General features: G+C 69.2%; 27 protein-coding genes and 1 tRNA gene. 14 read left to right on the top strand and 14 right to left on the bottom strand.

The window, feature by feature from the left end:
- Positions 1-72: 72 nt before the first annotated feature.
- From DJ81_RS06730 to DJ81_RS06750, 5 genes are all read left to right on the top strand, one after another.
- On the top strand, positions 73-1,575 hold the full coding sequence (locus DJ81_RS06730; protein WP_094589068.1) for an MATE family efflux transporter: 1,503 nt from the start codon (positions 73-75) through the stop codon (positions 1,573-1,575).
- 93 nt (positions 1,576-1,668) lie between these two features.
- The gene (locus DJ81_RS06735; RefSeq protein WP_094589070.1) at positions 1,669-2,658 is read left to right on the top strand and encodes a class I SAM-dependent methyltransferase family protein; all 990 of its coding nucleotides are present in this window, start codon (positions 1,669-1,671) and stop codon (positions 2,656-2,658) included.
- Between the two features lie 131 nt (positions 2,659-2,789).
- On the top strand, positions 2,790-3,011 hold the full coding sequence (locus DJ81_RS06740) for a hypothetical protein (protein WP_094522986.1): 222 nt from the start codon (positions 2,790-2,792) through the stop codon (positions 3,009-3,011).
- Complete coding sequence (locus tag DJ81_RS06745; RefSeq protein ID WP_094589072.1) at positions 2,998-3,387, top strand: peptide ABC transporter ATP-binding protein; 390 nt, start codon at positions 2,998-3,000, stop codon at positions 3,385-3,387. Before DJ81_RS06740 ends, DJ81_RS06745 begins: the two co-directional genes overlap by 14 nt.
- Positions 3,388-3,985: 598 nt before the next feature.
- Positions 3,986-4,058: transfer RNA gene (locus DJ81_RS06750), tRNA-Thr, on the top strand.
- Between the two features lie 83 nt (positions 4,059-4,141).
- On the opposite strand, the gene DJ81_RS06755 is transcribed toward DJ81_RS06750, so the two are convergent.
- The gene (locus DJ81_RS06755; RefSeq protein ID WP_094589074.1) at positions 4,142-4,345 is read right to left on the bottom strand and encodes a hypothetical protein; all 204 of its coding nucleotides are present in this window, start codon (positions 4,343-4,345) and stop codon (positions 4,142-4,144) included.
- A 225-nt stretch (positions 4,346-4,570) separates the two neighbouring features.
- Between DJ81_RS06755 and DJ81_RS18735 the strand changes: the two genes are divergently transcribed.
- Positions 4,571-4,702 carry a rubrerythrin-like domain-containing protein gene (locus DJ81_RS18735; RefSeq protein ID WP_141211975.1) on the top strand — a complete coding sequence of 44 codons (132 nt, stop codon included), beginning with the start codon at positions 4,571-4,573 and terminating at the stop codon, positions 4,700-4,702.
- Positions 4,703-4,776: 74 nt separating this feature from the next.
- Here the strand turns inward: DJ81_RS18735 and DJ81_RS06760 are convergent, their stop codons facing one another.
- The 3 genes from DJ81_RS06760 to proS form a co-directional block, all read right to left on the bottom strand.
- The gene (locus tag DJ81_RS06760) at positions 4,777-5,973 is read right to left on the bottom strand and encodes a hypothetical protein (protein ID WP_094589076.1); all 1,197 of its coding nucleotides are present in this window, start codon (positions 5,971-5,973) and stop codon (positions 4,777-4,779) included.
- Between the two features lie 143 nt (positions 5,974-6,116).
- A complete protein-coding gene (locus DJ81_RS06765; protein ID WP_094589078.1) occupies positions 6,117-7,214 on the bottom strand; it encodes a hypothetical protein in 1,098 nt (365 codons plus the stop codon).
- Between the two features lie 157 nt (positions 7,215-7,371).
- A complete protein-coding gene (gene proS / locus DJ81_RS06770) occupies positions 7,372-8,847 on the bottom strand; it encodes a proline--tRNA ligase (RefSeq protein ID WP_094527739.1) in 1,476 nt (491 codons plus the stop codon).
- Positions 8,848-9,020: 173 nt separating this feature from the next.
- On the opposite strand from proS, the gene DJ81_RS06775 reads away from it, so the two are divergent.
- Positions 9,021-9,623: a CoA pyrophosphatase gene (locus DJ81_RS06775; RefSeq protein ID WP_094524065.1), complete on the top strand. Its 603-nt coding sequence runs from the start codon at positions 9,021-9,023 to the stop codon at positions 9,621-9,623.
- 50 nt (positions 9,624-9,673) lie between these two features.
- Positions 9,674-10,021, top strand: a complete 348-nt coding sequence (locus DJ81_RS06780; RefSeq protein WP_094557293.1) for a hypothetical protein — start codon at positions 9,674-9,676, stop codon at positions 10,019-10,021.
- Positions 10,022-10,103: 82 nt separating this feature from the next.
- Here DJ81_RS06780 and DJ81_RS06785 read toward each other — a convergent pair whose 3' ends face one another.
- Entirely contained in the window at positions 10,104-10,619 is a 516-nt protein-coding gene (locus DJ81_RS06785) for a DUF371 domain-containing protein (protein ID WP_094524063.1), read from the bottom strand.
- A gap of 40 nt (positions 10,620-10,659) precedes the next feature.
- Positions 10,660-11,490, bottom strand: a complete 831-nt coding sequence (locus tag DJ81_RS06790; RefSeq protein WP_094524062.1) for an amidohydrolase family protein — start codon at positions 11,488-11,490, stop codon at positions 10,660-10,662.
- Between the two features lie 150 nt (positions 11,491-11,640).
- Between DJ81_RS06790 and DJ81_RS06795 the strand changes: the two genes are divergently transcribed.
- Positions 11,641-12,108: an N-acetyltransferase gene (locus tag DJ81_RS06795; protein WP_094589080.1), complete on the top strand. Its 468-nt coding sequence runs from the start codon at positions 11,641-11,643 to the stop codon at positions 12,106-12,108.
- Between the two features lie 24 nt (positions 12,109-12,132).
- Here DJ81_RS06795 and DJ81_RS06800 read toward each other — a convergent pair whose 3' ends face one another.
- Positions 12,133-13,314: a redox-regulated ATPase YchF gene (locus tag DJ81_RS06800; RefSeq protein ID WP_094589081.1), complete on the bottom strand. Its 1,182-nt coding sequence runs from the start codon at positions 13,312-13,314 to the stop codon at positions 12,133-12,135.
- A gap of 86 nt (positions 13,315-13,400) precedes the next feature.
- Positions 13,401-13,991, bottom strand: a complete 591-nt coding sequence (locus DJ81_RS06805; protein WP_094527742.1) for a hypothetical protein — start codon at positions 13,989-13,991, stop codon at positions 13,401-13,403.
- Between the two features lie 148 nt (positions 13,992-14,139).
- On the opposite strand from DJ81_RS06805, the gene DJ81_RS06810 reads away from it, so the two are divergent.
- On the top strand, positions 14,140-14,673 hold the full coding sequence (locus DJ81_RS06810) for a halocyanin domain-containing protein (protein WP_094589083.1): 534 nt from the start codon (positions 14,140-14,142) through the stop codon (positions 14,671-14,673).
- A gap of 110 nt (positions 14,674-14,783) precedes the next feature.
- Here DJ81_RS06810 and DJ81_RS06815 read toward each other — a convergent pair whose 3' ends face one another.
- The gene (locus tag DJ81_RS06815) at positions 14,784-15,302 is read right to left on the bottom strand and encodes a hypothetical protein (protein WP_094589085.1); all 519 of its coding nucleotides are present in this window, start codon (positions 15,300-15,302) and stop codon (positions 14,784-14,786) included.
- A 140-nt stretch (positions 15,303-15,442) separates the two neighbouring features.
- Here DJ81_RS06815 and DJ81_RS06820 point away from each other — a divergent pair, with 140 nt between their 5' ends.
- Positions 15,443-15,718 carry a cytochrome C oxidase subunit IV family protein gene (locus DJ81_RS06820; protein WP_094524056.1) on the top strand — a complete coding sequence of 92 codons (276 nt, stop codon included), beginning with the start codon at positions 15,443-15,445 and terminating at the stop codon, positions 15,716-15,718.
- A gap of 159 nt (positions 15,719-15,877) precedes the next feature.
- Positions 15,878-16,627: a GNAT family N-acetyltransferase gene (locus DJ81_RS06825; protein ID WP_094557298.1), complete on the top strand. Its 750-nt coding sequence runs from the start codon at positions 15,878-15,880 to the stop codon at positions 16,625-16,627.
- Between the two features lie 46 nt (positions 16,628-16,673).
- On the opposite strand, the gene DJ81_RS06830 is transcribed toward DJ81_RS06825, so the two are convergent.
- On the bottom strand, positions 16,674-17,666 hold the full coding sequence (locus tag DJ81_RS06830; protein WP_094524054.1) for an NAD-dependent epimerase/dehydratase family protein: 993 nt from the start codon (positions 17,664-17,666) through the stop codon (positions 16,674-16,676).
- Between the two features lie 73 nt (positions 17,667-17,739).
- Positions 17,740-17,886 (bottom strand): hypothetical protein, encoded by a 147-nt coding sequence (locus tag DJ81_RS19140; RefSeq protein ID WP_170938263.1) that lies wholly within the window; start codon positions 17,884-17,886, stop codon positions 17,740-17,742.
- 79 nt (positions 17,887-17,965) lie between these two features.
- On the opposite strand from DJ81_RS19140, the gene DJ81_RS06835 reads away from it, so the two are divergent.
- Positions 17,966-18,451, top strand: a complete 486-nt coding sequence (locus tag DJ81_RS06835) for a zinc ribbon domain-containing protein (protein ID WP_094527746.1) — start codon at positions 17,966-17,968, stop codon at positions 18,449-18,451.
- Between the two features lie 90 nt (positions 18,452-18,541).
- On the opposite strand, the gene DJ81_RS06840 is transcribed toward DJ81_RS06835, so the two are convergent.
- Together DJ81_RS06840 and coxB are read right to left on the bottom strand one after the other, a co-directional pair.
- On the bottom strand, positions 18,542-21,040 hold the full coding sequence (locus tag DJ81_RS06840; protein ID WP_094527747.1) for a cbb3-type cytochrome c oxidase subunit I: 2,499 nt from the start codon (positions 21,038-21,040) through the stop codon (positions 18,542-18,544).
- Positions 21,037-21,867 (bottom strand): cytochrome c oxidase subunit II, encoded by an 831-nt coding sequence (coxB, locus tag DJ81_RS06845; protein WP_094589087.1) that lies wholly within the window; start codon positions 21,865-21,867, stop codon positions 21,037-21,039. The genes DJ81_RS06840 and coxB overlap by 4 nt, the downstream gene beginning before the upstream one ends.
- Before the next feature lie 231 nt (positions 21,868-22,098).
- On the opposite strand from coxB, the gene DJ81_RS06850 reads away from it, so the two are divergent.
- A complete protein-coding gene (locus DJ81_RS06850) occupies positions 22,099-22,554 on the top strand; it encodes a hypothetical protein (protein WP_094524050.1) in 456 nt (151 codons plus the stop codon).
- A 103-nt stretch (positions 22,555-22,657) separates the two neighbouring features.
- Here DJ81_RS06850 and DJ81_RS06855 read toward each other — a convergent pair whose 3' ends face one another.
- Entirely contained in the window at positions 22,658-22,858 is a 201-nt protein-coding gene (locus DJ81_RS06855) for a hypothetical protein (RefSeq protein ID WP_094527748.1), read from the bottom strand.
- Between the last annotated feature and the right edge of the window lie 201 nt (positions 22,859-23,059).

Genomic DNA, 23,059 nt, shown 5'->3' on the forward strand with positions numbered 1-23,059 from the left:
CCCCCCGATCCGGAAACGACCGCCGCGTGACGAAATCCCTTTAGCGCCCACCGGGAAAGAGGCGTACTCGCAGTGGTCCGCCTCCCGAACCCCTTCCGCGCGCTCATCTTGTACATCGGCTTCGCCCTCGCGAGGGCGGGACTGATCGACCGCCACCGGGTGGTCCGGACGACGGACCTCGCGTGGCCGCGGATCGTCACGGGGATCGCTCGAATGTCGAAGAACGCAGTCGACGTCGCGATGGTGGGCGTCGCGGTCGGCACCAGCGCGGTCGCCGGCGTCGGGTTCGCCGGGCCGTACTGGGGGCTCTCGTTCGCGATCGGCGGCGGCGTCGCCGGCGGTACCATCGCCCTGGTCTCCCAGCGGTACGGCGCGGCGGCGTACGGCGAGCTCGGCGACGCCGTGCGGTCGAGCGCCCTCCTCGTCGTGCTCGTCACGCTCCCCGTCAGCTCGGCGTTCTGGCTGTACGCGCCGGCGTTCATCGACGTCCTGAGCAGCAACGAGGCCGCGATCGCGCTCGGGGCCGACTACCTCCGCGTCGTCGGGCTCGGGGTGCCGTTCGCCGCTCTCAACCTCGTCGGGAGCCGCGTCTTGGTCGGCTGCGACGACGCGTACACCGCGATGCAGGTGCGGGCGGGCGGCGCGCTCGCGAACATCGTCCTCAGCGCGCTGTTCATCTTCGGGTTCGGGTGGGGGGTCGAGGGCGCCGCGGTCGGCACCGTCCTCTCGAACGTCCTCGCCGTCGCCGGCTTCACCGCGGGGCTCGTGCGCGGCAGCGCACCCCTGATCGGCGAGTTCCCGGTCGCCGTCGACCCCTTCGGCTCCTACCTGAACCCGGACATGCTCCGCGACCTCGTCGAGATCGGGCTCCCGGTCGGCGCGCGCAACCTCGTGTGGACCGCCGCGGAGTTCCCGATGCTCGCCATCCTCGACGTGTTCGGCGAGAACACGGTGGCCGCGTTCGTCATCGCACGGCGCATCTGGGGGCTCATGAACACGCCCGGCTGGGGGTTCGGGCTCGCCTCCTCAAGCCTCGTCGGACAGGAACTCGGCGGCGAGGACCCCGGAGAAGCGGAGGCGTACGCCCGCGACATCATCCGCTTCTCCGTGGCGACGTACGTCGTCTCCGCGGCGCTGATCGCCGCGTTCGCGACCGACATCGTGGTGCTGTTCGCGGAGAGCCCACAGAGCCCGGAGGTCCCGATCGCCGTGAACCTCGTGTACGCCGCCTGCGTCGCCGTCGTGTTCCAGGGCGTCTCCGGCGGGGCGGCGGGACCGCTCGACGCGGCCGGCGACACGAAGATCCCCTTCGCGAGCCAGTTTCTGGGAATGTTCTGCGTCTCGATCCCGCTCGCGTACGTCGGCGCTAACGACGTGACCCCCGCGCTCGACGTGCCCCTGACCGGGCTCACGCTCCCGGAGGTCGCGCTCCCTGCGATCGGGCTGTGGGGCCTCTACACGGCGTTCCTCGCGGAGACGACGATCCCCGCCGCGATCAACTACTGGCGGTTCCGGTCGGGGAAGTGGAAGGGGATAAGCGAGGCGTATCGACCCGAGGCGACCGCGGACGACTGACTCCGGCGCCGCGGTCGCACCGGATCGTCGGCCCGGCCGTCCCGGACGGCCGAAAGCGTCAGCGTTTATGGCTCGCTCCGCCTCTCCGCGACAATGAGCGTTCCCTGCGTCGCCGTCGACCGCGAGCGCGGAGAGGCCGTCCGCGAGCGCCTCGCCGAGGCGGGCGTCCTCGACGGCGACCACGAGATCGCGGTCGAGGGCGACGCCATCTACATCCCCGTCACGGACCCGGAAGCGGTGCCTGCCGACCTCGACGCGTCCGTCGTCGAGCGCGACGCCGCCGAGCGCGACCGTCCGCGGACGCCGGCCGACATCCTCGGATACGAGCCCTCGCTGGAGCGCCTCGGCGACATCGTCATCGTCGACGAGGACGACGACGAGCGCGCCCGCGAGATCGCCGACGCGGTGATGGCCTCCGACGTGCCCTGCGAGACGGTGCTCAACCGCGCGTCGCCGATCGAGGGCGAGCTCCGCGTCCGGCGGTGGGACGTGCTGGCCGGGAACGGCACGGAGACGGTCCACCGCGAGTACGGCCACGAGTTCCTGCTCGACGTCGCCGAGGTGTACTTCTCGCCGCGGCTCGCCACGGAGCGCCACCGCGTGATCGATCGGGCCGAGGCGGGCGAGACCGCCGTCGACATGTTCGCGGGCGTCGGCCCCTACGCGGTGCCGTTGGCGTCCCGCGGCGCCGACGTGATCGCCTGTGACCTCAACGAGCGCGCCGTCGACTACCTCCGCGAGAACGCGGCCCGGAACGGGGTCGCCGACCGCGTGACCGCGATCGCCGGCGACGTGCGGGAGATCGCGGACGAGTACGCCGACGCGGCCGACCGGCTGGTGATGAACCTCCCGCACTCCGCCGACGCGTTCCTCGACACCGCCGTTCGGCTGGCCGGCGACGACTGCGCGGTCCACTACTACGACATTCAGCACGAGGACGACCCGTTCGGCCCCGGAGCGCGGGCGATCCGCGAGGCGGCCGGCGACGAGTACGCGGTCGACATCGAGACGGAGCGCGTCGTCCGGTCGTACGCGCCCCACGAGTACAACGTCTGCCTCGATGTCCGGCTGACGCGGCTCTGAAGCGCGGTTCGGTCGGTCGCGCCTGCGACGCCGGCGTCATCACGTGTCGGTGACTCCCCGTCGCCAGCGCCGCCGGTGGTTTCGACAGAGTGACAATTTTATAGTACTGTGGTACGTGGTATCCATCGACTATGAGCGACACAGTCGACCCGGAGGAGCGCATCGACGAGACGACCACGTGGCCCGACCTCGCAATCGGGCTCTACGACCGGCTGACCGGCCGCAACGCAGAGATCGTGTACGAGTTCGAGGACATGAGCGTCGACGTCCCCAGCGGAACCGGCGACGACGTCGAGCACGCCAACTGGCGGCTCGACGGCACCGTGCGGGTCACGACCCGTGAGCGGGACTGACGCGAGGGCGCCGCTCTCGGTCGTCACGGAGGACCTCACGCTCACCGTCGACGGCGTCGATCTCGACGTCCGCTCGACCGGCGAGCGGCTGTTCGTCGAGGTACCGACCGTCCGCGACGCGATCCGGGTCGTCCGGAGGCTACCGGAGAACGGCGACACACGCGCCCCCGCCGCGCTGTTGACCGCGACGCGCCTCACGACCGAGGTCCGGGTCCGCGGTCGGACGGTCGCGGTGATCGGCGCGGACGCGCGCCCGGGGCGCCTCTCCCGCGAGCTCGGCGTCGCACCGGCGGAGGTGCGGGTCGCGGGCGCTCTCGGGGCCGGCGCGAGCGGTCTCTCGGCAATCGCGAGCGAGCCGCGGCGGCTCTTCGCCTAGGGGCGCGGCGAGCGTCGGACGAGCGCCGCCCCTCGCCGAGTGGCTCTCGCACCGATAACTACCGAGGAGACCGGATGGACTGACCGACAGCGCGGCAGTCGTCCCGCCCGGGAACGAGCGGGTCGGGACGACACGGCCCGTCACATGACAAGAGTTCGCGGCCGTCGGAGCGTCGAGGTCAGAGGCGATTTCGCGCTTGACACGTCGGAGACGTGGGTGGACGACGGCCGCGGTGGATCGCTGATAGTGGTGACCGCCACGTCGGGTCGCCGTGGGGGAAGCGACCGACGAGAGTATCGGCACCCGGCACGGGCTTCGACCGGGCACGCACCACCGACGGAGCCGATCTCCGCCGTCGCGGCGCGACCACACTGTACTGAAGACCTGAACAAGTATTTATGTTTTTTCCTTATACACCTGTGATAGTATCGATAGAAACCGCCGTATCTAGGTAGAATTAGACTTTAACCGAGACGAACGACAACAATTTGAGGGCACGGGGATCGCGAGATGTCGAGGGCATCGAGCCCGCGCCCGGTCCCCGAGCCGTCGTCGTTTCGGAACCCTTATTTTGCCGTTCGGGAATTGTTAGACGCGCGCCGGGGTAGCTCAGCTGGCAGAGCGATTCCTTCGTAAGGAATAGGTCGGGGGTTCAAATCCCTCCTCCGGCTCTTCTAACGGAACGACGTGGAGCCGAGAAGCGACGCGTGACGTTCGGACTCGACGGGGCCGAGGGTGGCGAACGCGCCGTGACTCAGGTTCGCCGTTCGGTTATCCGCGCCGTCACGACGCCGGCGACGAGGAGCATGGCGCCGATGAGCGCGTTCAACGCGAGACCGAGCGATTCGCCGGCGGCCGCGTTCACAGCCCCGAGGTACAGGAAGAACGCGGCGACCGCGGCGTGGAGGGCGAAGACGCCGGTCGGGGCGTTCGATCCGAGAGTGAAGCCGAGCTCCATACCTCAACTACGCCGATTCGAGTCAAAAAGGAACGGGTTCCGGCCGTTCGTCCCGTCTTCCCGGATCGTCTCGACGGCACGGAATCGGCCCACCGGCGGACCGTCGACGCCGAGCGCGCCCCGTACCGGGTCTGATCGTTCGTCCAACCACTCGCCGATATGATATCGTATTCTTTAAAGAATAATAGGGCCGAAGCTATGTTACTTGCTATCAAAAGACTTGATATGCGACCAGAATACGAGAGCGACGGACAAGAACTGTACGAGTGTTTCGAATGCGGGGAACGGACGGACTCCGGCGGCACGTGCGAGTGCGGCGGCGAACTCAAGCACCTCGGTCGGTCGCGGGACCTCTGACGCGGGCGGAGAGCGAGTGAGGGGCCGGTCGTTACCGGCCGCCTGAGTCGGTCCGAGAGCGGCGCTCGGACGCGTCACTCCTCGCGTTCGTCCGTCGTACCGTCGGCCTCGCCGTCCGCGTCTCCCCCGCCGGCCGCGTCGTACTCGGGCAGCGAGAGCACGTTCTCGCGGCCGAGCCGGAACCCGTCGAGGTCCCCGTCGTCCCGGAGCCCAGTCACGACTTGGCTCGTCTTGGCGGCGGTCCAGTCCAGCTCCTCGGCGACCCGTTTCTGTTTGACCCGGCCGCCGTTCTCCTCGACGAGTCGGATCACCTGCTCCTCGTTGCTCAGCAGGTCCTCGTCGACCGGCGGCGCCGCGCCGTCCGCGTCCTCGTCCGCGTCCGTGCCCGACTCGTCCTCTCCGGCGGCCGAGTCGCTGGTCGCGTCGTCCTCGCCCGAAGCCGAATCGGGCGAGGCGCTCGCGCCGTCAGCCGCGGTCGAAGTGGTCGCCCCGGGCTCGGTCGACTCCGCCGACGCCACCGGTGTCTCGCCCGAAGCCGACGCTCCCCAGGGGCGGCGACGGTAGCCGACGACCGCAACGATCGCCACGAGCAGTCCGAGGGCGACGAACGGGAGCGCTCCGGCGGCGAATTCCTCCTGTTCGATCGTCACGCGCGGTTCCCCCTCGGTGAAGTCGACTGGCCCCTGCCAGACGACAGCGTCGTCACGGGTCTCCGTCGGGGTCGGGGACGCCTCGCCGAGTCGGTACCCGTCTTCCCACGAGACGATGAGCGACGTGCTCTCGTCGAGGAACAGCGCGTCGACGGCGTCCCCCACGAGGAGTCGGTCGCCGTCGACGGCCGCGAAGTTGCTCCACTCGAACCGGTACGTCAGGACGCCGTACGACTGCGGGAGTTCGCGTCGCTCGGCGCTCACGCTGACGTTCGTGACGTTCATCTCGCGGCCCGTCGCGTTCTCGGCGGCCCCCGCAGTCGTGCGCATCCGCTCGCCGAACCGGCCCGTGTACGCGTCCGGGTCCGACTCCACGTCGGCGCGGAGCTCCTCGAAGGCCTGCTCCTCGTCGTCGTCCGCGAGGCGGATCCGGTACTGGGTCTCCCAGACCGCGTCGCCGTCGGGTTCGACTGTGACCGCTATCAGGACGTCGTCCGGGCTGACGTCCATCTGATCGAAGCCGCCGGACGGGAGCCCCGCCCCGGTCTGTGCGGCCCCGACCGACGCGAGGCCGGCGCTGGCGACGAGCGCGACGACGAGAAGGAGTACCGTTCGCTGCACGGGCGGACAGTTACGAGGCTCGGATAAATCGCTTCCTATCTTCAAAACGAGACCGCCCGCGATTCGGGCGGCTCGGCGGGCGCGCGACGGAGCCGCTCGGCTCCGTCTCGGTCGCCTCGGACCGCGGCCGGAGCCGCCGCGACTCAGCCATCGACACCGCCGACGACCCCCCGAAAGAAGTCGGTGCCGTCCGTCAGCGATCCGGCGAGACGGTCAGCGACGGCGTCGACGGCGCTCGCGGCGCTGGCACCGGGGACTGAGTCGTTACCGGCGCCGCGGTCGTCGCCGGCGCCGCGGTCGTCGCCGGCGGGCGCGGACCCCCCGTCGCCCTGAGCGGTCGCGTTCCCTCCGTCCGCACCGTCACCGCGGTCGCCGCCGTCACCGCGACCGGCCCCCTCGTTCGCGTTCCCCGAACCGTCGGTCGGCGTCCCGACCGCGTTCGTCGAGTCGCCGGTCGCGTTCGTCGCGTTGCCGTCGGCGTCACTCCCGTCGCCGCGGTCGGGCGGACCCTCGCCGGCCGTCCCGTCACCGGTCCCGGGAACGCCGTCGCCGCCGTCGCCCCCCTCACCGGGACCCGGATCGCTCTCGGGACCCGCGTTCTCAGGCGGGCCGCGTCGCTCGGCCGCCAACGGCCCACCGACGTCGTTGCCGGCGACGCCGCGGGCGATCGCCGCGACCTCCGGGCCGCTCGCCTCGTTGGCGCGCTCGCGAAGCTCGCCGAGTCGCTCCTCATCGAGGCCGCGGTCCGCCCGAACCGACTCGGGGAGATCGCGGGCGACGTCGGCGCTTCGGTTCGCCTCGCGCTTGACCGTCTCCGCCCGGGCGCCGAGCTCCGCCATCCGCGCGGCGAACTCGCCTTGAGTCAGTTCACCGGCGTCGCGGCGCTCGCGGAGCTCTCGCTGCCGCCGCTCGATATCGGTCAGTCGCCCCTCGGTCCGGTTCAACCGCTCCTCGACTAGGTCGGCCCGGTCCTCAGCGTTCTCCGTCCGGTTGAGTGCTACCTCGAACGCCCGCGAATCGACTTCGCCGGCTATCTCGGCCCGCTGGACCCCTATCACGCCTGAAAGGCGCTCACCGGGGCTGATGTCGGTCACGTTCGCCGTCTCGTTGCCCTCGGCCGTCTCGTTCGTCGCCCCCGGGTCCTCCTGCGCGACGGCCGTCCCGACCGGGCCGGCCGCGGCGATCCCGACGACGCCGACTACCGCGAACGCGACGACGAGGAGCGCGATACCTCGGTTCATCACCTGACGGTAGGCGACGTATCCGTATATAAACCGATCTCCGTTAAGTCGGATCAACGCGGATTAAACGCGGGACAGCGGCGGGGTGTTCGCGAGCGGGCTCGCGGACCGTGCGGGTACCGGCGACGACGCCGGGGAGCGTCGTCGGCTCTACGCCTCAGTACGACTTCGCGAAGTAGGCGGTCCGTTCGGCGTCCTCGCCGCAGATCGCACACGTCTCGTCGCCCTCGCCGTCGACGAGCGGGTCGTCGTCCTCGAACGGGACCATCACGATCTCGGCGGCCATCGGCTCCTTGATCGGCTCCTCGCAGGCCTCGTCGCCGCACCACGGCGTCTTCACGTAGCCGCCGTGCTGGCCGAGCGTCCCGAGGATCTCGGCGCGGTCCTCGGCCTCGCGGACCTCGCCGTCGAGCGTCTCCTCCGCGGCCGCGTACAGCTTCGCGTACACCTCGTCGAGGTGGTCGCGGACCGTGTCGACGACGCCCTCGCGGTCCTCGACGACGCTCTCCCCGTCGGGGCGGTGAACGAGCGTGAGCTCGCCGTCCTCGACCTCGTGGGGCCCGATCTCAATCCGGAGCGGGATCCCGTTGAGCTCGTGTTCGTTGAACTTGAAGCCGGGGTTGCGCTCGTCGCGGTCGTCGAGCTCGACGCGGACGCCCGCCGCGTCGAGGTCGTCGGCGACGCCCTCGGCGTACTCCAGCACGTCGTCTTTCGTGTCCTCCTGCCAGATCGGGACGACGACGACCTGCTCGGGGGCGACGCCGGGCGGGAGCACGAGCCCCTGCTCGTCGGAGTGGGTCATGATCAGCGCGCCGAGCGCGCGCCACGAGAGCCCCCACGAGGTGGTGTGCGCGAGCCGCTCCTCCTCGTCCTCGTCGGAGAAGGTGATGTCGAACGCCTCCGCGAACGACTGTCCGAGGTGGTGCGAGGTCCCGGCCTGTACCGTCTTGCCGTCGGGCATCAGCGCCTCGACGGTCGTCGTCGTGTCCGCGCCGGGGAACTTGTCGTGGTCGGGCTTCTGTCCCTTCAGGACGGGCATCGCCAGCAGGTCCTCGTAGACGGACTCGTACTGGTCGAGCCGCGTCATGGTCTCGTCCCACGCGTCCTCGCTCGTCGCGTGCGCGGTGTGGCCCTCCTGCCAGAGGAACTCCTTCGTGCGGAAGAACGGCTTCGTCTCCGTCGCCTCCCAGCGCACGACCGAGCACCACTGGTTCACGCGAAGCGGGAGGTCGCGGTGGCTCCGCACCCACTGGCTGATGTACGGCGTGATGATCGACTCGGAGGTGGGGCGGACGGCGAGCCGCTCTTCGAGCTCCTTCGTGCCCGCCTGGGTCACCCACGCGACCTCGGGGTCGAACCCCTCGACGATGTCCTTCTCCCGTTCGAGGTACGACTCGGGAATGAAGAGGGGGAAGTAGGCGTTCTGGACGCCGGTCTCCTTGAACTTCGCGTCGAGGAACCCCTGCAGGCGCTCCCAGACGGCGTACGCGCGCGGCCGGGTGACGATGAACCCGCTCATCCCGTCGGGGCCGTAGTCGGCCAGCCCGGCCTTCTGTACGACCTCGGCGTACCACTCGCCGGTGTTGTGTGACTTGGACTCGGTGATACCGAGCTCTTGGTCGTCGTCGCTCATTGTCGTGTGAAGGGTCGGTCGCGGGCTTAAAACGTCCGAAGCCGTGCGGGCCGTTGGGACGCGATGGGCCGGACGCGGCGGGCAGAACGCGGCGTCTCCCTCGCCGCCGCCGATCGTTTCAGACCGCAGGAACGCGGAGAAACGTTAACCCCTTCCCGGCGCCTACGGCCGGTATGGACCTGTCGGGGCTGCGTCGGTACACGCCCGAGAAAGTGACTCGGGCGCGCCGCGAGGCGGCGGTGCTGGCGCCCGTCGTCGAGCGCGGCGGCGAGGCCCACCTGCTGTTCACGAAGCGCGCCGCACACCTCGGGGAACACCCGGGGCAGATGAGCTTCCCCGGGGGCGGCCGCGAGCCGATCGACCGGACCCTGACCGACACCGCCCTCCGCGAGGCGAACGAGGAGGTCGGGATGCGGCCCGACGAGGTCGACGTCGTCGGGCGGCTCGACGACACGCGGACCTCCTCGGCCTACCGGATCCGGCCGTTCGTCGGCGTCGCGCCCGACCGGGAGTACGTCCCCGACGAGTCGGAGGTGGCCGAGGTCGCGGTCCTCCCCGTAAGCGGGCTGACCGACGCCGCGAACTACGAGTCGGAGCGTCGCATCGGCCACCCGGAGTACGGCGACCACCGAGTCCACTTCTTCCACGTCGACGGCTACACCGTCTGGGGCGTGACGGGTCGGATGGTCGTGCAGCTGCTGGAGCGCACGACCGACTGGCGCGCCCCCGAGGAGGTCGACCGAGTCGTCGGAGCGGACGCGGAGCTCCCGATCTGAGGCCGGTCCCGAACGTGCGATTTTAGTACGTACCAGCAAAATCCGCCGGTGTGTCCGAACTGGTGGAGACCCTCCGCGGCGTCGACGGCGCCGAGGCTCGCGTGATAGCCTCTCTCGACTCCCTCGATTTCACGGTCGAGTACATCCGAGCTGACTTGGAGTCGCGCTACTCCGACCGGGACCTCGAATCCGCGTATCGGCTGATCATGGCGAGTCAGGTCACCGGCGACGAGTTCAGGGAGCTCATCGACGAGGAGTTCGAGGCCCAGACGCTGTTCTTCGAGAACGTCGTCGTGCTCGTGTTGCCCGCGGCGCGCTACGAGGCCGTCTTCGCGTCGTTCGATCGCGAGGACCCGTTCCCGACCACCGACCTGATCGACGCCGCCGGCCGGCTCTGACCGGACCGGACGAGGGACTCGCGTTCACTGCTCAACTCGGCCTCTCTTCGTCTCAGTCCGCATCGCTTCGCCTCGCACCGCCTCACTCCGCCGGTTCGACGGCCAGCCGCAGCGCGACCGGCGCGCCCTCGGCGAGCGCGGCGACGAGGTCGCGGTCGAGGTCGGCGGCCGCCCCGTCGCCGTCGACCAGGATCGTGCGCTCGTCGTCGGTGTAGTCGCTCGTCCGTCCGACCATCGAGCGGTCGTCGAGGAGCGTCAGGTCGGGGTCGCCGCGTCCGGCGATCCGGTCGACGTGCGCCGGGGCCGCGAGGTCGACCGCCTCGTCGCCCGGCTCCCCGACGGCGATCGTCGCAGAGACGGTCGCGTCCGCGTCTCGACACGCCTCTCGGAACGACGCCGAGAAGTCGCGGGGCGCGCGGTCGGCCGCGACGCCGACGATGCAGTCGCCGGCGGGCGTGAGCCAGTCGTCCGTCGTGAACTCGAACGTGCTCGCGTGCTCGGCGGTGACGTGCTCGTGGCCGGCCGCGCGAACGACCTCGACGAGGGGGTCGTCGTCGGCGTCGTCGCCGTCGTCGATTTCGCTCTCGGCGTCGCTCATGCTCGTCGGGTCGGCGGTGCCGCGACAAGTGACCGTCGGTTCAGACGTCCGCGCCCTCGGCGAGCGCGGGGATCAGCCGAGCCGGGTTCTTCGCGAACACGCGGCGCATCAGGTCCTCGGAGACGTCGAGCGTGAGCACCTCCATCACGCCGACGTTCGGGTGGACGTCCGGCGCGCCGGAGCCGAAGAGGACGCGGTCCGGGTGCTCCAAGACGCCGCGTTCGAGCACCTCTCGGTAGCGCACGGCGCTCGTGTCGACGTAGAGCCGGTCGTGATCGTCGAGCAGGTCGAGGGTCTCGTTCATCAGGTCGGCGTCGAGCGGGTAGCCGCCGAAGCTCGCGAGGACGACCGGGAGGTCGTAGTCGAGCAGCTCGCGCTCGACCGCCTCGGGCGGGAACTCCCTGCCGGCGTGGACGATGAGCGGGAGGTCGGCCGCCTCAAGCCGCCGCAACACGTCCTCGTTCGGGAGCCCGTCGACGTGGGGGACGAGCGTGAACCCGTGGAACCGGTCGTCGTAGGAGTACTGCTCGACGTCGTCCGGGCGGGCGTGGTGGTCGTCGCGCTCGGCGTAGAGGTTCCGGATCGCCGGAAGGGGGCCGGTCCCCGGATCGCGCGGGCCGTTGAGCCGGGCGAACGCGACGAACGGCCGGTCGATCGAGAGCCGCGCGACCGCGTTGTTCGCGCGGAGGTAGCTCCGGCCGGGCGAACGGCGACCGGGGCTCGCGACCGCGCGCACGACGCCCGCTTGGAGCATCTCGCGCTCCAACCGCTCGGGGGAGATGTCCCGGCCGTGCGTGGCGACCGAGGACTCGTCGGGGTCCAGCGTCGCGCGGGTGTCGACGATCCGGAAGTCGTGTTCCAGCCCGAGCATCTATCGGCCCGTCTCGGGGGATCCGCATGTGCCTGTCGGTCTCACGCCGGATCGATCCGCGAATCCGGACCGGACCGCGGCGCGGGCGCCGGACGCGACGGCGACGCGCGCCGGACCAATACTGAAGGGCCGTCGCCGCGGTGGGCCGGCATGGAACTCGTCGAAGCCACCGAGGGCGACCTCGACGCGCTCGTCGAGCGGTGGTACGACCTCGCGACGTCGATGGTATCGTACTCGGAGCTGAACCAACTCGCCTACGCCGACGCGAGCGAGGTCCCGGACGAGGGGTTTCGCGAGCACCTCGAGGACCCGTCGACGACCGATTACCTCGTCTCCGTCGACGGCGACACCGTCGGGTTCGTGACGCTCGAAACGGGTCACCGTCCCTCCCGAGCGCGGTCCCGGTACCTGAAGATCGTGAACCTCGCCGTCGACGAGGAGCACCGAAACCGGGGCTACGGCGCGGCGGTCGTGGAGCGCGTGCGGGCGATGGTTGGCGACCGCGACTGCGACTACCTCACCGTCTCCTGCGAGTGGGACAACGACGGCGCGCGACGGTTCTATCGCGACGCGGGGTTCGAGCCGAAGCAGGTGACGTACGCACAGCGGGTGGAGTGAGACCGACGGCGGCCCCCGACGGTCTCAGTTCGTGCTGACGATCCGTATCACGTCGCCCTCGCTCAGCTCGTGGCTCTCGCCGATCCGCCGCGAGGAGCGCGCGTCGACCGCGTGGAGGTACCCCTCACCGATATCGGTGTGGACCGCGTACGCCAAGTCCGGCGGCGTCGCCCCCGACGGGAGGAGGAACGCGTCGGGGAGGACGTTCCCCGTCCCGTCCGTCCACTTCGAGGCGTCCTGCACCGGGTAGACGGTGATGCGATCGAGCAGGTCGTAGACGGCGGCGTTCAGCGCGGTCTGGACCCCGGTGCCGCCGTGTTCGTCCATCACGCCGCGGATCGCGTCGAGTCCCTCCCGCTGCCCGTCTGAGAGCTCGTCGAGGATCTCGAACTCCTCGTCGCCCGGGTCGTAGTCGACGACGCCCGCCTCGGCCGCGCGTCGGAGGCCGAGCTCGCCGTCCGCCGTCGCCGGAACGACGGGCTTGTCCGTTCCCTCGCGGATCCGGTCGAGCGCGCCTTCGGGCGCGGCGTCGATCTTATTCGCGACGACGACGATCGGCTTGGTCCGCCGGCGGGTCGCCCGCGCGAGCGCCTCGCGGTCCTCGCCGGTCCACGCCTTCGGGTCGTCCGGGTACTCCAGCCCGCGGAGGACCGCCGTCACGTCGTGTTCGGTCGCGCCGAACCCGGTCAACAGGTCCGTGATCGACGCTTCCAGGTCGAAGTCGGGCGAGCGCGACTTGCGCTCGACGCCCTCCCAGTTGCGGTCGACGATGCCCGCGAGCCACAGGTCCATCTCCTCCTCGACGAAGTCCACGTCGTCGAGCGGATCGTGCGAGCCGACCTCGACCGGCTCTCCCTCCGCGTTCGTCGCCCCCGAGGCGTCGACGACGTTGAGCACGACGTCCGCGTTCGTCAGCTCGTCGAGGAACTGATTTCCGAGCCCCTTCCCCTCGTGGGCGCCGGGGACGAGCCCGGCCACGTCGAGGAGCTCGACGGGGACGTACCGCTTCCCGTCGCGGCAGTTCTCGTTGCCGCACCGCTCCTCGCGGTCGAGACACGGGCACTCGGTCCGGACGTGCGTGACCCCGCGGTTCGCGTCGATCGTCGTGAACGGGTAGTTCGCGACGTCGACGTCGGCCATCGTCGCGGCCGTGTAGAACGTGGACTTCCCGGCGTTCGGCTTCCCCGCCAACGCGACCGTGATCATGGTCGAGGGTCGCGGCGCGGCGAAAAGCGCCTTTCGGTCGCACGCGCCGCGGTCGGCGTTCCTCCGCCGTCACCACCGCGCGGGGGTCACGGGGACTCGACGAGGTCGTCGTCGACGCCCCGGAGGCTCTCCGCGAGCCGCGAGTCCCGCGGCACGGCGTCGAGGAACGCCGCGGAGCCGAACGGGACGTCGCCGTTGACCGACACCATCCCGAGGTCGGCGGGATCGCCGTCGAGTCCGGTGAGGAACGCGACCGTGCGGACCGCCGGGACGTCGTCGACGCGGGCCGCGACGTCGACCGACCCGTACAGCGACCGGTGCGTGGCGACGTGGTGAACGCAGGTCGGCGTGGGCGCGAAACAGAGGAGATAGCGCGCGCCCGGCTCGGTGCGGCCCAGCTTCGGTCGGATCGCGTGCCGTTCGTCGGCGTGGAAGTACCGCTCCATGCGCCGGTACTGCCGCAGGACCTCGTTCGCGCCGGTCGCTCGGCGCACGGCGGCGTCGCCCTTGAGTTCGATCACGTGGTCGACGCGCTCGGGCGTCCGCAGCCGGACGTACGCGTCGACCACGCCGCGTCGCCCCTCGGCGTCGTACGGCTCCTCCAGCCGGACCTCGGGGTCGTCGTGGGCGGCCGCGTAGTGGTCGACCACGGCGGTCGCCAGCTCGTCTTCCCGCATACGTCCCGTTCAGGGCGCCGGCGGGGAATAAATCCGCCGACGGCGCGGTCCCGGCCGACCGGCAGAGGGGCTACTTAACCCCTGCGGCCGTTCCGGCGATCCGGTGTGTATCAAGAGGTTTGTAAGGCTCGACGGCGTATCTAAACTGATGTCTGATAAGCTGAGTAGACGGCGGTACGTCGCCGGAACCGGAGCCGCGCTCGCCCTCGGAACGATCGCCGGCTGTTCCGGCGGTGGAGGGGACGGCTCTGACGGCTCCGACGGCGGAGACGGCTCCGACGGCGGCGACTCGGGCGGCTCCGGGGAGGCGCGCGACGACGTCCCGAGCGAGATCGACGACTACCTCGCGGACGCCCGGATGTACGACGGCACCATCGCGGACTACACCGGACAGGACCAGGTCACCGTCTCCGTCGGCGCCGGCGAGGGGCTGGCGTTCGACCCGGCGGCGATCCGGATCACCTCCAGCACGACCGTCGTCTGGGAGTGGACCGGCGAGGGCGGCGCCCACAACGTCGCCTCCGTAGAGGGGTCCGAGTCCGACTTCGACAGCGGGAGCGCGGTCAGCGAGGAGGGGACGACCTTCGAGCAGTCGTTCGACAACACCGGCATCCAGCTGTACAAGTGTACGCCCCACGAGGGGGTCGGGATGCTCGGCGGCATCGAAGTCGTCGAGAGCTAACGCCGCACTGCGCGCTCCTCAGTAGGCGTTCGATTTTTCCGAGGCGCGACGGCGACGACACCCGTAGCGGAAGCACCGGTCAGGTCGAATCGCCGGCATCGGCGTCGGACTCACGGGAGGAACGACCAGCGCACGTCGACGATGCGGTCGTGCTCGCTCGTCACGGTCGGGCGAGCGAGGTGGTCGTTCGCGTTGACGCCGGCCTCCGCCAGTCCGGTGAGGGCGTCTTCGAGAGACCGGTCCGAGCGCTCGACCGCGGAGTCGCGCTCGTAGGGGGCGTCGATCGGCTCGTCGGGCGCGTTCGCGAGGTCGACCCCGTCGGCGAGGTCGCCGCCGATGGCGCGCGGCGGCTGGTGGAAGCGCCAGTCGCCGACCGCGAGGAACAGCCAGACGTCGCCGTTGATCGCGTGGTACTCGCCGGTGACGTGCGCGTCCTCGTGGGCGACGATACGTGAAAGGACAGCCGTCTTCGTCCGGTAGAGAGCGTCTTTCCGGGCGGAACGGACGTTGCTCTCGGTGACGTCGCCGCGGTCGTAGGCGGCCGTCGCCTCGTCGGCGAACTGTTTCGCGACCTTGTTGACCACGTACAGCGATTCGAGCAGGTCGTCCGTCGGTTCGAGCGGGTCCACGGTGATGCCTCGGGGAGTGATCGCCGTGAGGTCGGCGCGTCGAGGCCAAAGGCGTTTCGGGGTCGTGCGGGCCTCGAACGCGCCGCCGCCCGGTCGGATGGTTAATTCTTTAAGCACGCGGCCGAAGGCTCATTCAAGCAATGTCGGACGACTCGCTCAAACTGTACACAGCGATCTACGTCGCGCTCCTGGTCGCGGCGACGCTGAACTTCGTTCTCTTCGAGGCCGAGTTCCTCAACTTCACGTACGCCCAGGCGCTCGGCGGGACGCTGGTGATCGCGACCGTCAAGACGCTCCTCATCGTCGCCTACTTCCAGCACCTCCGGTGGGAGAACCGCTCGCTCAGCTACGTGATGGCGCTCGCGCTCGCGCTCACGATGCTGCTGATGGCCGCGGCGACCTACTCCATCTCTTAACCCCGCCGTCTCTTCGGTCCCCGGCACGCTCGCTTCTGCTCCGCTCCGTCCCGTCGAGCCGCCGCGCTCGTTCTCTCCGCTCCGAGTCACGACCGTACCGACCCGGCAGTTCTGACACGTTCGGCCGTGTTTTTTGTAGTCGTATGCGAACGGTACAGTATGGAACTCCGCGACGCCACCGCAGCCGACGTCGACGCGATCCGGGAAGTCGCCCGCGAATCACTGCTCGCCTCCTACGGGCACGCGGTCGACGAGGCGCTGCTCGCCGAGGCGGTCGACGAGTGGTACGACCCCGACGACCTCGTCGCGGACATCGGCGACGAGGGGACCGTGTGTCCCGTCGCCGTCGTTGACGAGGACGTGGTCGGGTTCGCCGAGAGCTACGTCGTCGGCCGCCGCGAGCGGGTCGGGGAGATCGACTGGCTCCACGTCCACCCCGACCACCGCGGCTCCGGCTTCGGCTCCGCGCTCCTCGAACGCGTCGAGGCGGAGCTCCAGGAGGCGGACGTCGACCGCATCGAGGCGCGCGTGCTCGTCGCCAACGAGGCCGGCACCGCGTTCTACGAGGCCGAGGGGTACGAGCTCGTCGGGGAGCGCCGGGTGGAGATCGGCGAGGAGACGTTCGACGAGCGCGAGTACCGCAAACAGGTCAGTCGCCTGACCGGCATCTCCGAGGGCGTCGTGGAGACGGGCACCGGCGACACCGTTTACGTCGCCTTCGACGAGAGCGAGCGCGGCTCCGAGGGCCCCTTCTACGTCGCGTACTCCGACCCCGAGCGGGAGCGGCGCTACGGCTACTTCTGCGGGAACTGCGAGGGAACGGACGTCGCCATCGACACGATGGACCGCATGGAGTGCGGCGACTGCGGGAACCGGCGGAAGCCGTCGCGCTGGGACGCCGCCTACTGAGCCGCGCGCGGCGATCGACCGATCGGTACGCGACGAGCCGGCCGACCTACAGCGTCTCTTTCACGCCTAACACGCGCTCTTCAGCCTCGCGACCGGGGTCCCACTCGCTTCCGTCTCGGTCGGTCTCCCGGTGTTCGGCGACGGTCCGCGCCATCGCCTCGTCGACGGGCGTCGACTCCCAGCCGAGACCGGCGAGCGCGCACGTGTCGAGCAGGTGCGGGTACTCCCTGTAGAGCGTGAAGTCGTCCGGTTCGAGCCCGCCGGCCGCGAGCGCGTCCCCGCTCGCGGGTACGACCTCGCAGTCGGTCCCGGCGGCCTCGGCGATCGCCTCCAGCGTCTCTTCGAGGGTGAGCGCTCGCCGGTCGCCGACGTTGTAGGCCGAGCCCGGCTCGCCGCGCTCGGCGGCGATCCGGAGCGCGCTCGCGACGTCTTCGACGTACGCGCGGTGCCAGAGGTTCTGGCCGTCGCCCGGGACGACCACGCGGTCGTGCGAGAGGACGCGGTCGATCCAGTAGTCGAGCCGCTCCGTGTAGTCGTACGGGCCGTAGACGATACAAGGGCGGACCGCGGTCGCGTTGACTCCCGCCTCGGCGGCGTCGAACACGATCCGATCGCCTTCGGCCTTCCGGTTGCCGTACGTCTCCATGCTCTCGTCGGCCGCCTGTTCGGGGGAGCACGGGTGCAGCGGCGTCTCCCCCTCTCGCTTCGGGATCTCCTCGGCGGCGTAGCTCGAGCCCGACGAGACGTACACGTAGCCGTCGACGTCGGCGAACACGTCGACCGCGGTCTCCACGTCGCCGGGGTGGTAGGCGACGCAGTCGATCACGATTTCGGGCTCCGCGGAGAGCTTCGCCGTCCGGAGGTCGCGCTCGTTCGTCCGATCGCCCTCGACGTGCGTGACGCGGTCGTCGTCCGAGAACGGGTTCTCGTGGTTCCCGCGGTTCAGCATCGCCACCTCGTAGCCGTTCGCGAGCAGATCGGAGACGGTGTGCCGCCCGATGAACCGCGTGCCGCCGATGACGAGCGCCGTGTCGGTCATATCCTCTCTCGGTCCAGCGAGTTCAAAAGCGTGACCGAACCGGAACCCGGCGTGCGGAGGCGACGACCGGAGTTCAGTCGTCGCGGTTCGCGCGCGGCCCGTCGCCGCGCCAGCGCCGGTAGAGCAGGTACGCGATCCCGAGCCCGAGGAACCACGTGCCGACCCCGAACAGCGCGAACCCGATCCCGATCAGGAACTCTCCGGCCGGGAGTCCGAACATATCACGACTCGGCGTCTCGGCCACATAAACGCTCCGAGCGAGGGGCAGTTACACGGTCCCGGCGCGCGAACGTCGCCCCATGACAGACCGCAGTCGACGCCGACCGTGGCTCGCGGCCGTGCTCGCGCTCGTCGTCTCCGGCCTCGGACACGCGTACCTCCGCCGGTGGGGGCGCGCGCTCGGGTGGTACGTCGCGGTGACCGCGACGCTCGTCGTTATCGTGCCCGACGCGGCGGTGGAGGGACTCATCGCCGGCGACGCGCCGCCGGTCGCCGACGTCGCGCCGGCACTGCTCGTCGTCGCCGCCAGCGTGATCGACGCGTACGTCCTCGCGCTTCGGAACAACCGCGATCACGAACGCGAGCGACGCGCGGCGGCCGCGGAGCGGGCCCGGCCGGAAGCCTCCTCCGGGCGAACGGAAGCCGCGGCACCGCCCGACAGCTCCGGTCAGCCGACGGCCGACCGCGACGGAGAGCCCGACGCGATGTCGTGTCCGCACTGCGGCCGCGAGACCGACCCGTCGTTCGACTTCTGTCAGTGGTGTGCCGAGCCGGTCCCCGAGTGAGAGCCGCGCGGCGTACGGCGCGGGCTATCGGGCGCGGTCGAACGAGAAAAGCGAGAGCGACGGAAACGGAACGCGGCGGCGAACGCCGCCTCAGAAGAGGTAGAACAGCGGGAAGATGAACACCCAGACGATGTCGACGAAGTGCCAGTAGAGGCCGAAGTACTCGATCGGCCGCTCGTCCTCCAGGTAGTGTCCCTGGTAGGTCCGGACGAACAGGTAGCAGGCGATCAGGAGGCCGATGACGACGTGAAGCCCGTGGAGCCCCGTCGTGACGTAGTAGATCGACGCCTGGATCGGGTCGCCGTGGGCGTTCGACGCGATCATCACGCCGCGGTCGAAGATCTCGTGTTCCCACTCCCACAGCTTGATCGCCAGGAAGGTGAACCCGAGCAGGATCGTCGCGCCGAGCGAGGCCAGGATCCCCTGTCGGCTCTTCCGGTGAGCGGCGACGAGCGCGAGGATCACGGTGAACGAGGACGTGATCAGCACGAACGTGTTGATCAGGCCGGGGAGCGACTCCGTCAGCGGCTCCCACGTCATCCACCCGGCGTTGTACCGGACGAAGATGGCCGCCGAGAGGAACGCGCCGAAGACGATCACGTCGGATGCGAGGAAGAACCACATCCCCAGCTTCACCTTCTCGACGCCGTTGAACGGCCACCGTTCGGCGAATTCGCTCGGCGGCGCGTAGAAGTCTTCTAACCCCCACTTCACGCCGCTGGCGATCATCCCGACGAGGCCGACGACGATGAACACCGGGTACACCACGTTCGAGATTTCGACGCTCGTCGACGCGATCGACTCGCCGACGATGAACGTGACCGAGTCGGCGAACCCGGAGAGTCCGAACAGGAAGAACCCGGTCATCAGCGAGAGGGCGAACGGCCAGATGCTCGCGTGGCTCGGGTGCTTGTCCCAGTACGGGTACTCCTTGATGTGATCGGAGTGACTGTTGCCGCCGTCGGTCGCGGCGTTACCGTCGCCGTCGGCTTTCACCGCCGGACCGCCGTCAGGCACGTAATCCTTCACGAACTCGAGCTTGCCGGACGCGTACGAGGGGCGGTTCGGCCAGTTCTCGAGCGGCGGCGGCGAGGAAACGGCCCACTCGGCCGTCCGCGAGTAGTCCCACGGGTTGTCGCCGGCGGGTTCGCCCGCGACGTAGGACTTCGCGAAGTTGTAGAACATGATGAAGAAGGAGAACCCGAGGATGAACGCCCCGATCGTCCCGATCTGGTGGAACGTCTGGAACGCGGGGTTGTACTCGAAGACGCGGCGCGGGGTCTCCCAACCGAGGAACATCGAGAAGTACACCATGTTGAAGCTGACGAAGAAGATCACGAAGTGGAGCTTCCCCAGCAGCTCGTCGTACATCTTCCCGGTCACCTTCGGGAACCAGTAGTACGCGCCGCCGAACAGCGCCGTCGCACCCCCGAACATGACGTAGTGGAAGTGCGCGACCACCCAGTAGGTGCCGCGGAACTCGTAGTCGAGGACGATGGCGCCGAGGAACACCCCGGTTATGCCGCCCAGGATGAAGAGTAGCAGCGCGCCGAACGCGAAGAGGAACGGCGTCGTGAACTGGATCCGCCCCTTAATCAGCGTGTAGATCAGCGAGAACACGACGAGGTCGAATGGGAGCGAGATGCCGATGGTGGTCGCCATCATCAGCGTCTTGATCTCTAGGTTGATCGTCGTGAGGAACATGTGGTGCATCCACACGAGGAACGACTGGACGGAGATGAGACAGATGGAGATGATCACCCACTTCCGGCCGACGAGCCGACGCCCGGAGAAGGTCTGGAACAGCTCCAACATGACCCCGAGCGCCGGGAAGAAGACGATGTACACCTCCGGGTGACCGAAGAACCAGAAGAGGTGCCCCCAGAGCAGGGAGCCGCCCTCGGTCGCGGAGAAGTACACCGACCCGAGCACGCGGTCGGCCGCGAGGATGAGGCCGACGGCGAGCAGCGCGGCGAACGCGAACAGCATCATCCACACGGTCGCCAGGATCCCCCAGGTGAACATCGGCATGTCCATGATACCCATCCCCTCGGCGCGCGAGTGGTGGATCGACGTGAGGAAATTCACCGTGGATGCGGTGATCCCGATGGTGAACATGGCGAGCGCGAGCACCGCCCCCGTCGACCCGATGCTCGGCGTGTACATCGGGATGTTGAGCGGGGCGTACATCGTCCACCCGGCGCTCAGCGTGCCGCCCTGGAAGAAGCTGATCCCCAGCAGCACGCCGGAGAACAGGTACATCCAGTACGAGACCGCGTTCAGGCGCGGGAACGCGAGGTCGTCAGCGCCGATCTGGAGCGGAACGAAGTAGTTCGCGAAGCCGAAGCCGAACGGCGAGAGGAACCAGAACACCATTATCAGCCCGTGGGCCGTGACCGCCTCGTTGTACGCGAGCCCGGAGAGCACCTGGTTCGCCGGGTCCCAGAGCTGGACGCGGATCAGGAGCGCCAGCACGCCCCCGAACAGCAGGAAGAACAGCGCGGTGATCGTGTAGAGGATGCCGATGTCCTTGTGGTTCGTCGTCACGAGCCAGCGCTTGACCGAAGTCGTCGGCGGGAGCTCGCTCATACGGGAACACCTCCGGCGACGGCGCCGCTCACGCTGACGGCGTCGTCGATGCTGGCGGATTCGTTGCCGGTGGCGGATTCGTTGCCGGTGGCGGATTCGTTGCCGCTCCCGGAGTCGTCACCCTCGGTGCCCTCGTACCACTCCTCCCACTCGTCCTGCGGGAGGACCGTGATCTGGCCCTTCATCGCCGAGTGTCCGGACCCGCACAGCTCGAAGCACTCGACCCTGAACGTCGCTTCGCCGCCCTGCGCCTGGACTTCCTCGGAACTCACGGAGAACCAGTTGGAGTTGGTCTCTCCGGGGATAGCGTCGGACTTTATCCGTAACTCCGACGAGCCGAAGTTGTGCCAGACGTCGCGCGAGGTGACCTCGATGTCGATCCGCTGGTCGGCCGGCACGATCATCTCGCCGGTCGTGGTGTGGCCGTTCGGGTACTCGTACTCCCAGCCGAACTGGTACCCCTCGACGAGGATCTCGATGTCGCCCTCCTCGCCGGTGTCGGGGCCCTCCTCGACGTAGAGGAGGATCCCGTACGCGTACACGACGAGACTGATGACGACGATCGCGCTCAGTCCGAACGAGAGGAAGAGCTTCTTCGCCTTCGGACCGCCCTGTCCCGTCGGGAGCTCGCCGACCGTCGGCGCGTCGAAGCCCTCTTTCGGTTCGCCCCCGTCGTCGCGGTACTTGTACACGTTCCACAGCGTGTACGCGACGACGATCGTACCGACGAGCGTACCGAGCGCGAGGAAGACGAAGAAGATCTCGTCGAAGACCTCCGCCTGCGCGCGCCAGTCGCTCCCCTGTTGCAGGATAATTGGATCTATCATGTTCGTCTGTCTGCTCTTGTTTCACCCTTGGCGATGGCACACTTAGCTCTTGTGTAGCGTGACCGGAAGAGCCAGCTCGCGCGCCCGACCGAGCCGCCCTGACGACGTCGACATCGCAGGGTGACGGCGGGTCGATCCGCGCCTGACCGAGCGGTTCGGGCACGTCGTCCCGGGCGTGTATACGAAGGCTATTTGTACACGCGAACGGACCGCCTAATAACGAAACCCACCATGGTCTCACTCACGCTCTTGAGCACGGCACTAATGGGGCTGCTCGTCGCGGCCACATTCCTCGCCGTCGCGAAGGTCGGCGCGCAGCGAACGGCGCCCGGAACCGACGCGTCGCCCGACAGATACGCCGCGGTCGTCGGGGCGCTCCGGGACGTCTCGCAGAAACCGGTCGTCTGGGCCGTCGCGTTCGTCGCCATCGCGGTCGGCGTGGGCGGACTCGCCCTGCTGGCGGTCGGCGACTTCGGACTCCCGGAGGGGCTCTCGGGGAGCCTCCTCGGCGTCACGTACGCCGCGGTCGGACTGCTGGTGACCGGGTTCGTCTTCCTGGGCGCCTATTTCAGTGCCCGGGGGCGCGGGCTCGGCAACGCACACGGCGTCGCGGCGGGCTCGTTCGCCGCCGGACTCGTCTTCCTCGTCCTCATCGCGGTCCAGCTCCTCGTCGGCGTCGTCGGCTGAGTACGGTTCCGCTCCTCGTTTTCCGTTCGATCGTCTCGTTTCGACCACGGCCGTCCGATCGTCTCGCGTCGACCACGGGCACGCCCCGCAGCGGGGAGACGCGCTACGCGACCGCGACGCCGTTCCGGGCGAGGAAGTCGCTCGCGGCCTTGATTTCGACGGGGCTACCGATGATCCGGTAGTAGCCGTCGGCCTCGACGACGGTCACGGTGAACCGCTCCCGGAGCCGCTCTCTGAGGCCCTCGAGGGCGTGACACGGGAGGACGATCTGGGTGCTGTCACGGAGGCTCGACGGGTCGGGCATTCGACGTGCGAGACTCGTCGCACGTCGCGGATATAACCGTGTCGAAGCGTCGACACGATCGTGGCGGGTTCGCACGGTCCGGGGTGGCGTCGGGTTCGCGGTCGGATCCCCAGGCGGGCCGAAGGAACAACTTTAACGAGCCGAACGGCCGACTGTACGCCAATGGGACTGGAAGAGGAGATTGAGGACCTCCGCGAGGAG

The sequence above is a fragment of the Halorubrum sp. Hd13 genome (assembly GCF_002252755.1).
Lineage (GTDB): Archaea > Halobacteriota > Halobacteria > Halobacteriales > Haloferacaceae > Halorubrum.

Bases quoted from the DNA above. Each gene is read 5' to 3' on its own strand.
- DJ81_RS06735 (WP_094589070.1), top strand. From the start codon at position 1,669: ATGAGCGTTCCCTGCGTCGCCGTCGACCGCGAGCGCGGAGAGGCCGTC.
- DJ81_RS06825 (WP_094557298.1), top strand. From the start codon at position 15,878: ATGGAACTCCGCGACGCCACCGCAGCCGACGTCGACGCGATCCGGGAA.
- DJ81_RS06810 (WP_094589083.1), top strand. From the start codon at position 14,140: ATGTCTGATAAGCTGAGTAGACGGCGGTACGTCGCCGGAACCGGAGCC.
- DJ81_RS06795 (WP_094589080.1), top strand. From the start codon at position 11,641: ATGGAACTCGTCGAAGCCACCGAGGGCGACCTCGACGCGCTCGTCGAG.
- DJ81_RS19140 (WP_170938263.1), bottom strand. From the start codon at position 17,886: ATGTTCGGACTCCCGGCCGGAGAGTTCCTGATCGGGATCGGGTTCGCG.
- proS (WP_094527739.1), bottom strand. From the start codon at position 8,847: ATGAGCGACGACGACCAAGAGCTCGGTATCACCGAGTCCAAGTCACAC.
- DJ81_RS06805 (WP_094527742.1), bottom strand. From the start codon at position 13,991: ATGCGGGAAGACGAGCTGGCGACCGCCGTGGTCGACCACTACGCGGCC.
- DJ81_RS06755 (WP_094589074.1), bottom strand. From the start codon at position 4,345: ATGGAGCTCGGCTTCACTCTCGGATCGAACGCCCCGACCGGCGTCTTC.
- DJ81_RS06800 (WP_094589081.1), bottom strand. From the start codon at position 13,314: ATGATCACGGTCGCGTTGGCGGGGAAGCCGAACGCCGGGAAGTCCACG.
- DJ81_RS06765 (WP_094589078.1), bottom strand. From the start codon at position 7,214: ATGAACCGAGGTATCGCGCTCCTCGTCGTCGCGTTCGCGGTAGTCGGC.
- DJ81_RS06830 (WP_094524054.1), bottom strand. From the start codon at position 17,666: ATGACCGACACGGCGCTCGTCATCGGCGGCACGCGGTTCATCGGGCGG.
- DJ81_RS06840 (WP_094527747.1), bottom strand. From the start codon at position 21,040: ATGAGCGAGCTCCCGCCGACGACTTCGGTCAAGCGCTGGCTCGTGACG.
- DJ81_RS06740 (WP_094522986.1), top strand. From the start codon at position 2,790: ATGAGCGACACAGTCGACCCGGAGGAGCGCATCGACGAGACGACCACG.
- DJ81_RS06785 (WP_094524063.1), bottom strand. From the start codon at position 10,619: ATGAGCGACGCCGAGAGCGAAATCGACGACGGCGACGACGCCGACGAC.
- DJ81_RS06820 (WP_094524056.1), top strand. From the start codon at position 15,443: ATGTCGGACGACTCGCTCAAACTGTACACAGCGATCTACGTCGCGCTC.
- DJ81_RS06790 (WP_094524062.1), bottom strand. From the start codon at position 11,490: ATGCTCGGGCTGGAACACGACTTCCGGATCGTCGACACCCGCGCGACG.
- DJ81_RS18735 (WP_141211975.1), top strand. From the start codon at position 4,571: ATGCGACCAGAATACGAGAGCGACGGACAAGAACTGTACGAGTGTTTC.
- coxB (WP_094589087.1), bottom strand. From the start codon at position 21,867: ATGATAGATCCAATTATCCTGCAACAGGGGAGCGACTGGCGCGCGCAG.
- DJ81_RS06835 (WP_094527746.1), top strand. From the start codon at position 17,966: ATGACAGACCGCAGTCGACGCCGACCGTGGCTCGCGGCCGTGCTCGCG.
- DJ81_RS06850 (WP_094524050.1), top strand. From the start codon at position 22,099: ATGGTCTCACTCACGCTCTTGAGCACGGCACTAATGGGGCTGCTCGTC.
- DJ81_RS06775 (WP_094524065.1), top strand. From the start codon at position 9,021: ATGGACCTGTCGGGGCTGCGTCGGTACACGCCCGAGAAAGTGACTCGG.
- DJ81_RS06855 (WP_094527748.1), bottom strand. From the start codon at position 22,858: ATGCCCGACCCGTCGAGCCTCCGTGACAGCACCCAGATCGTCCTCCCG.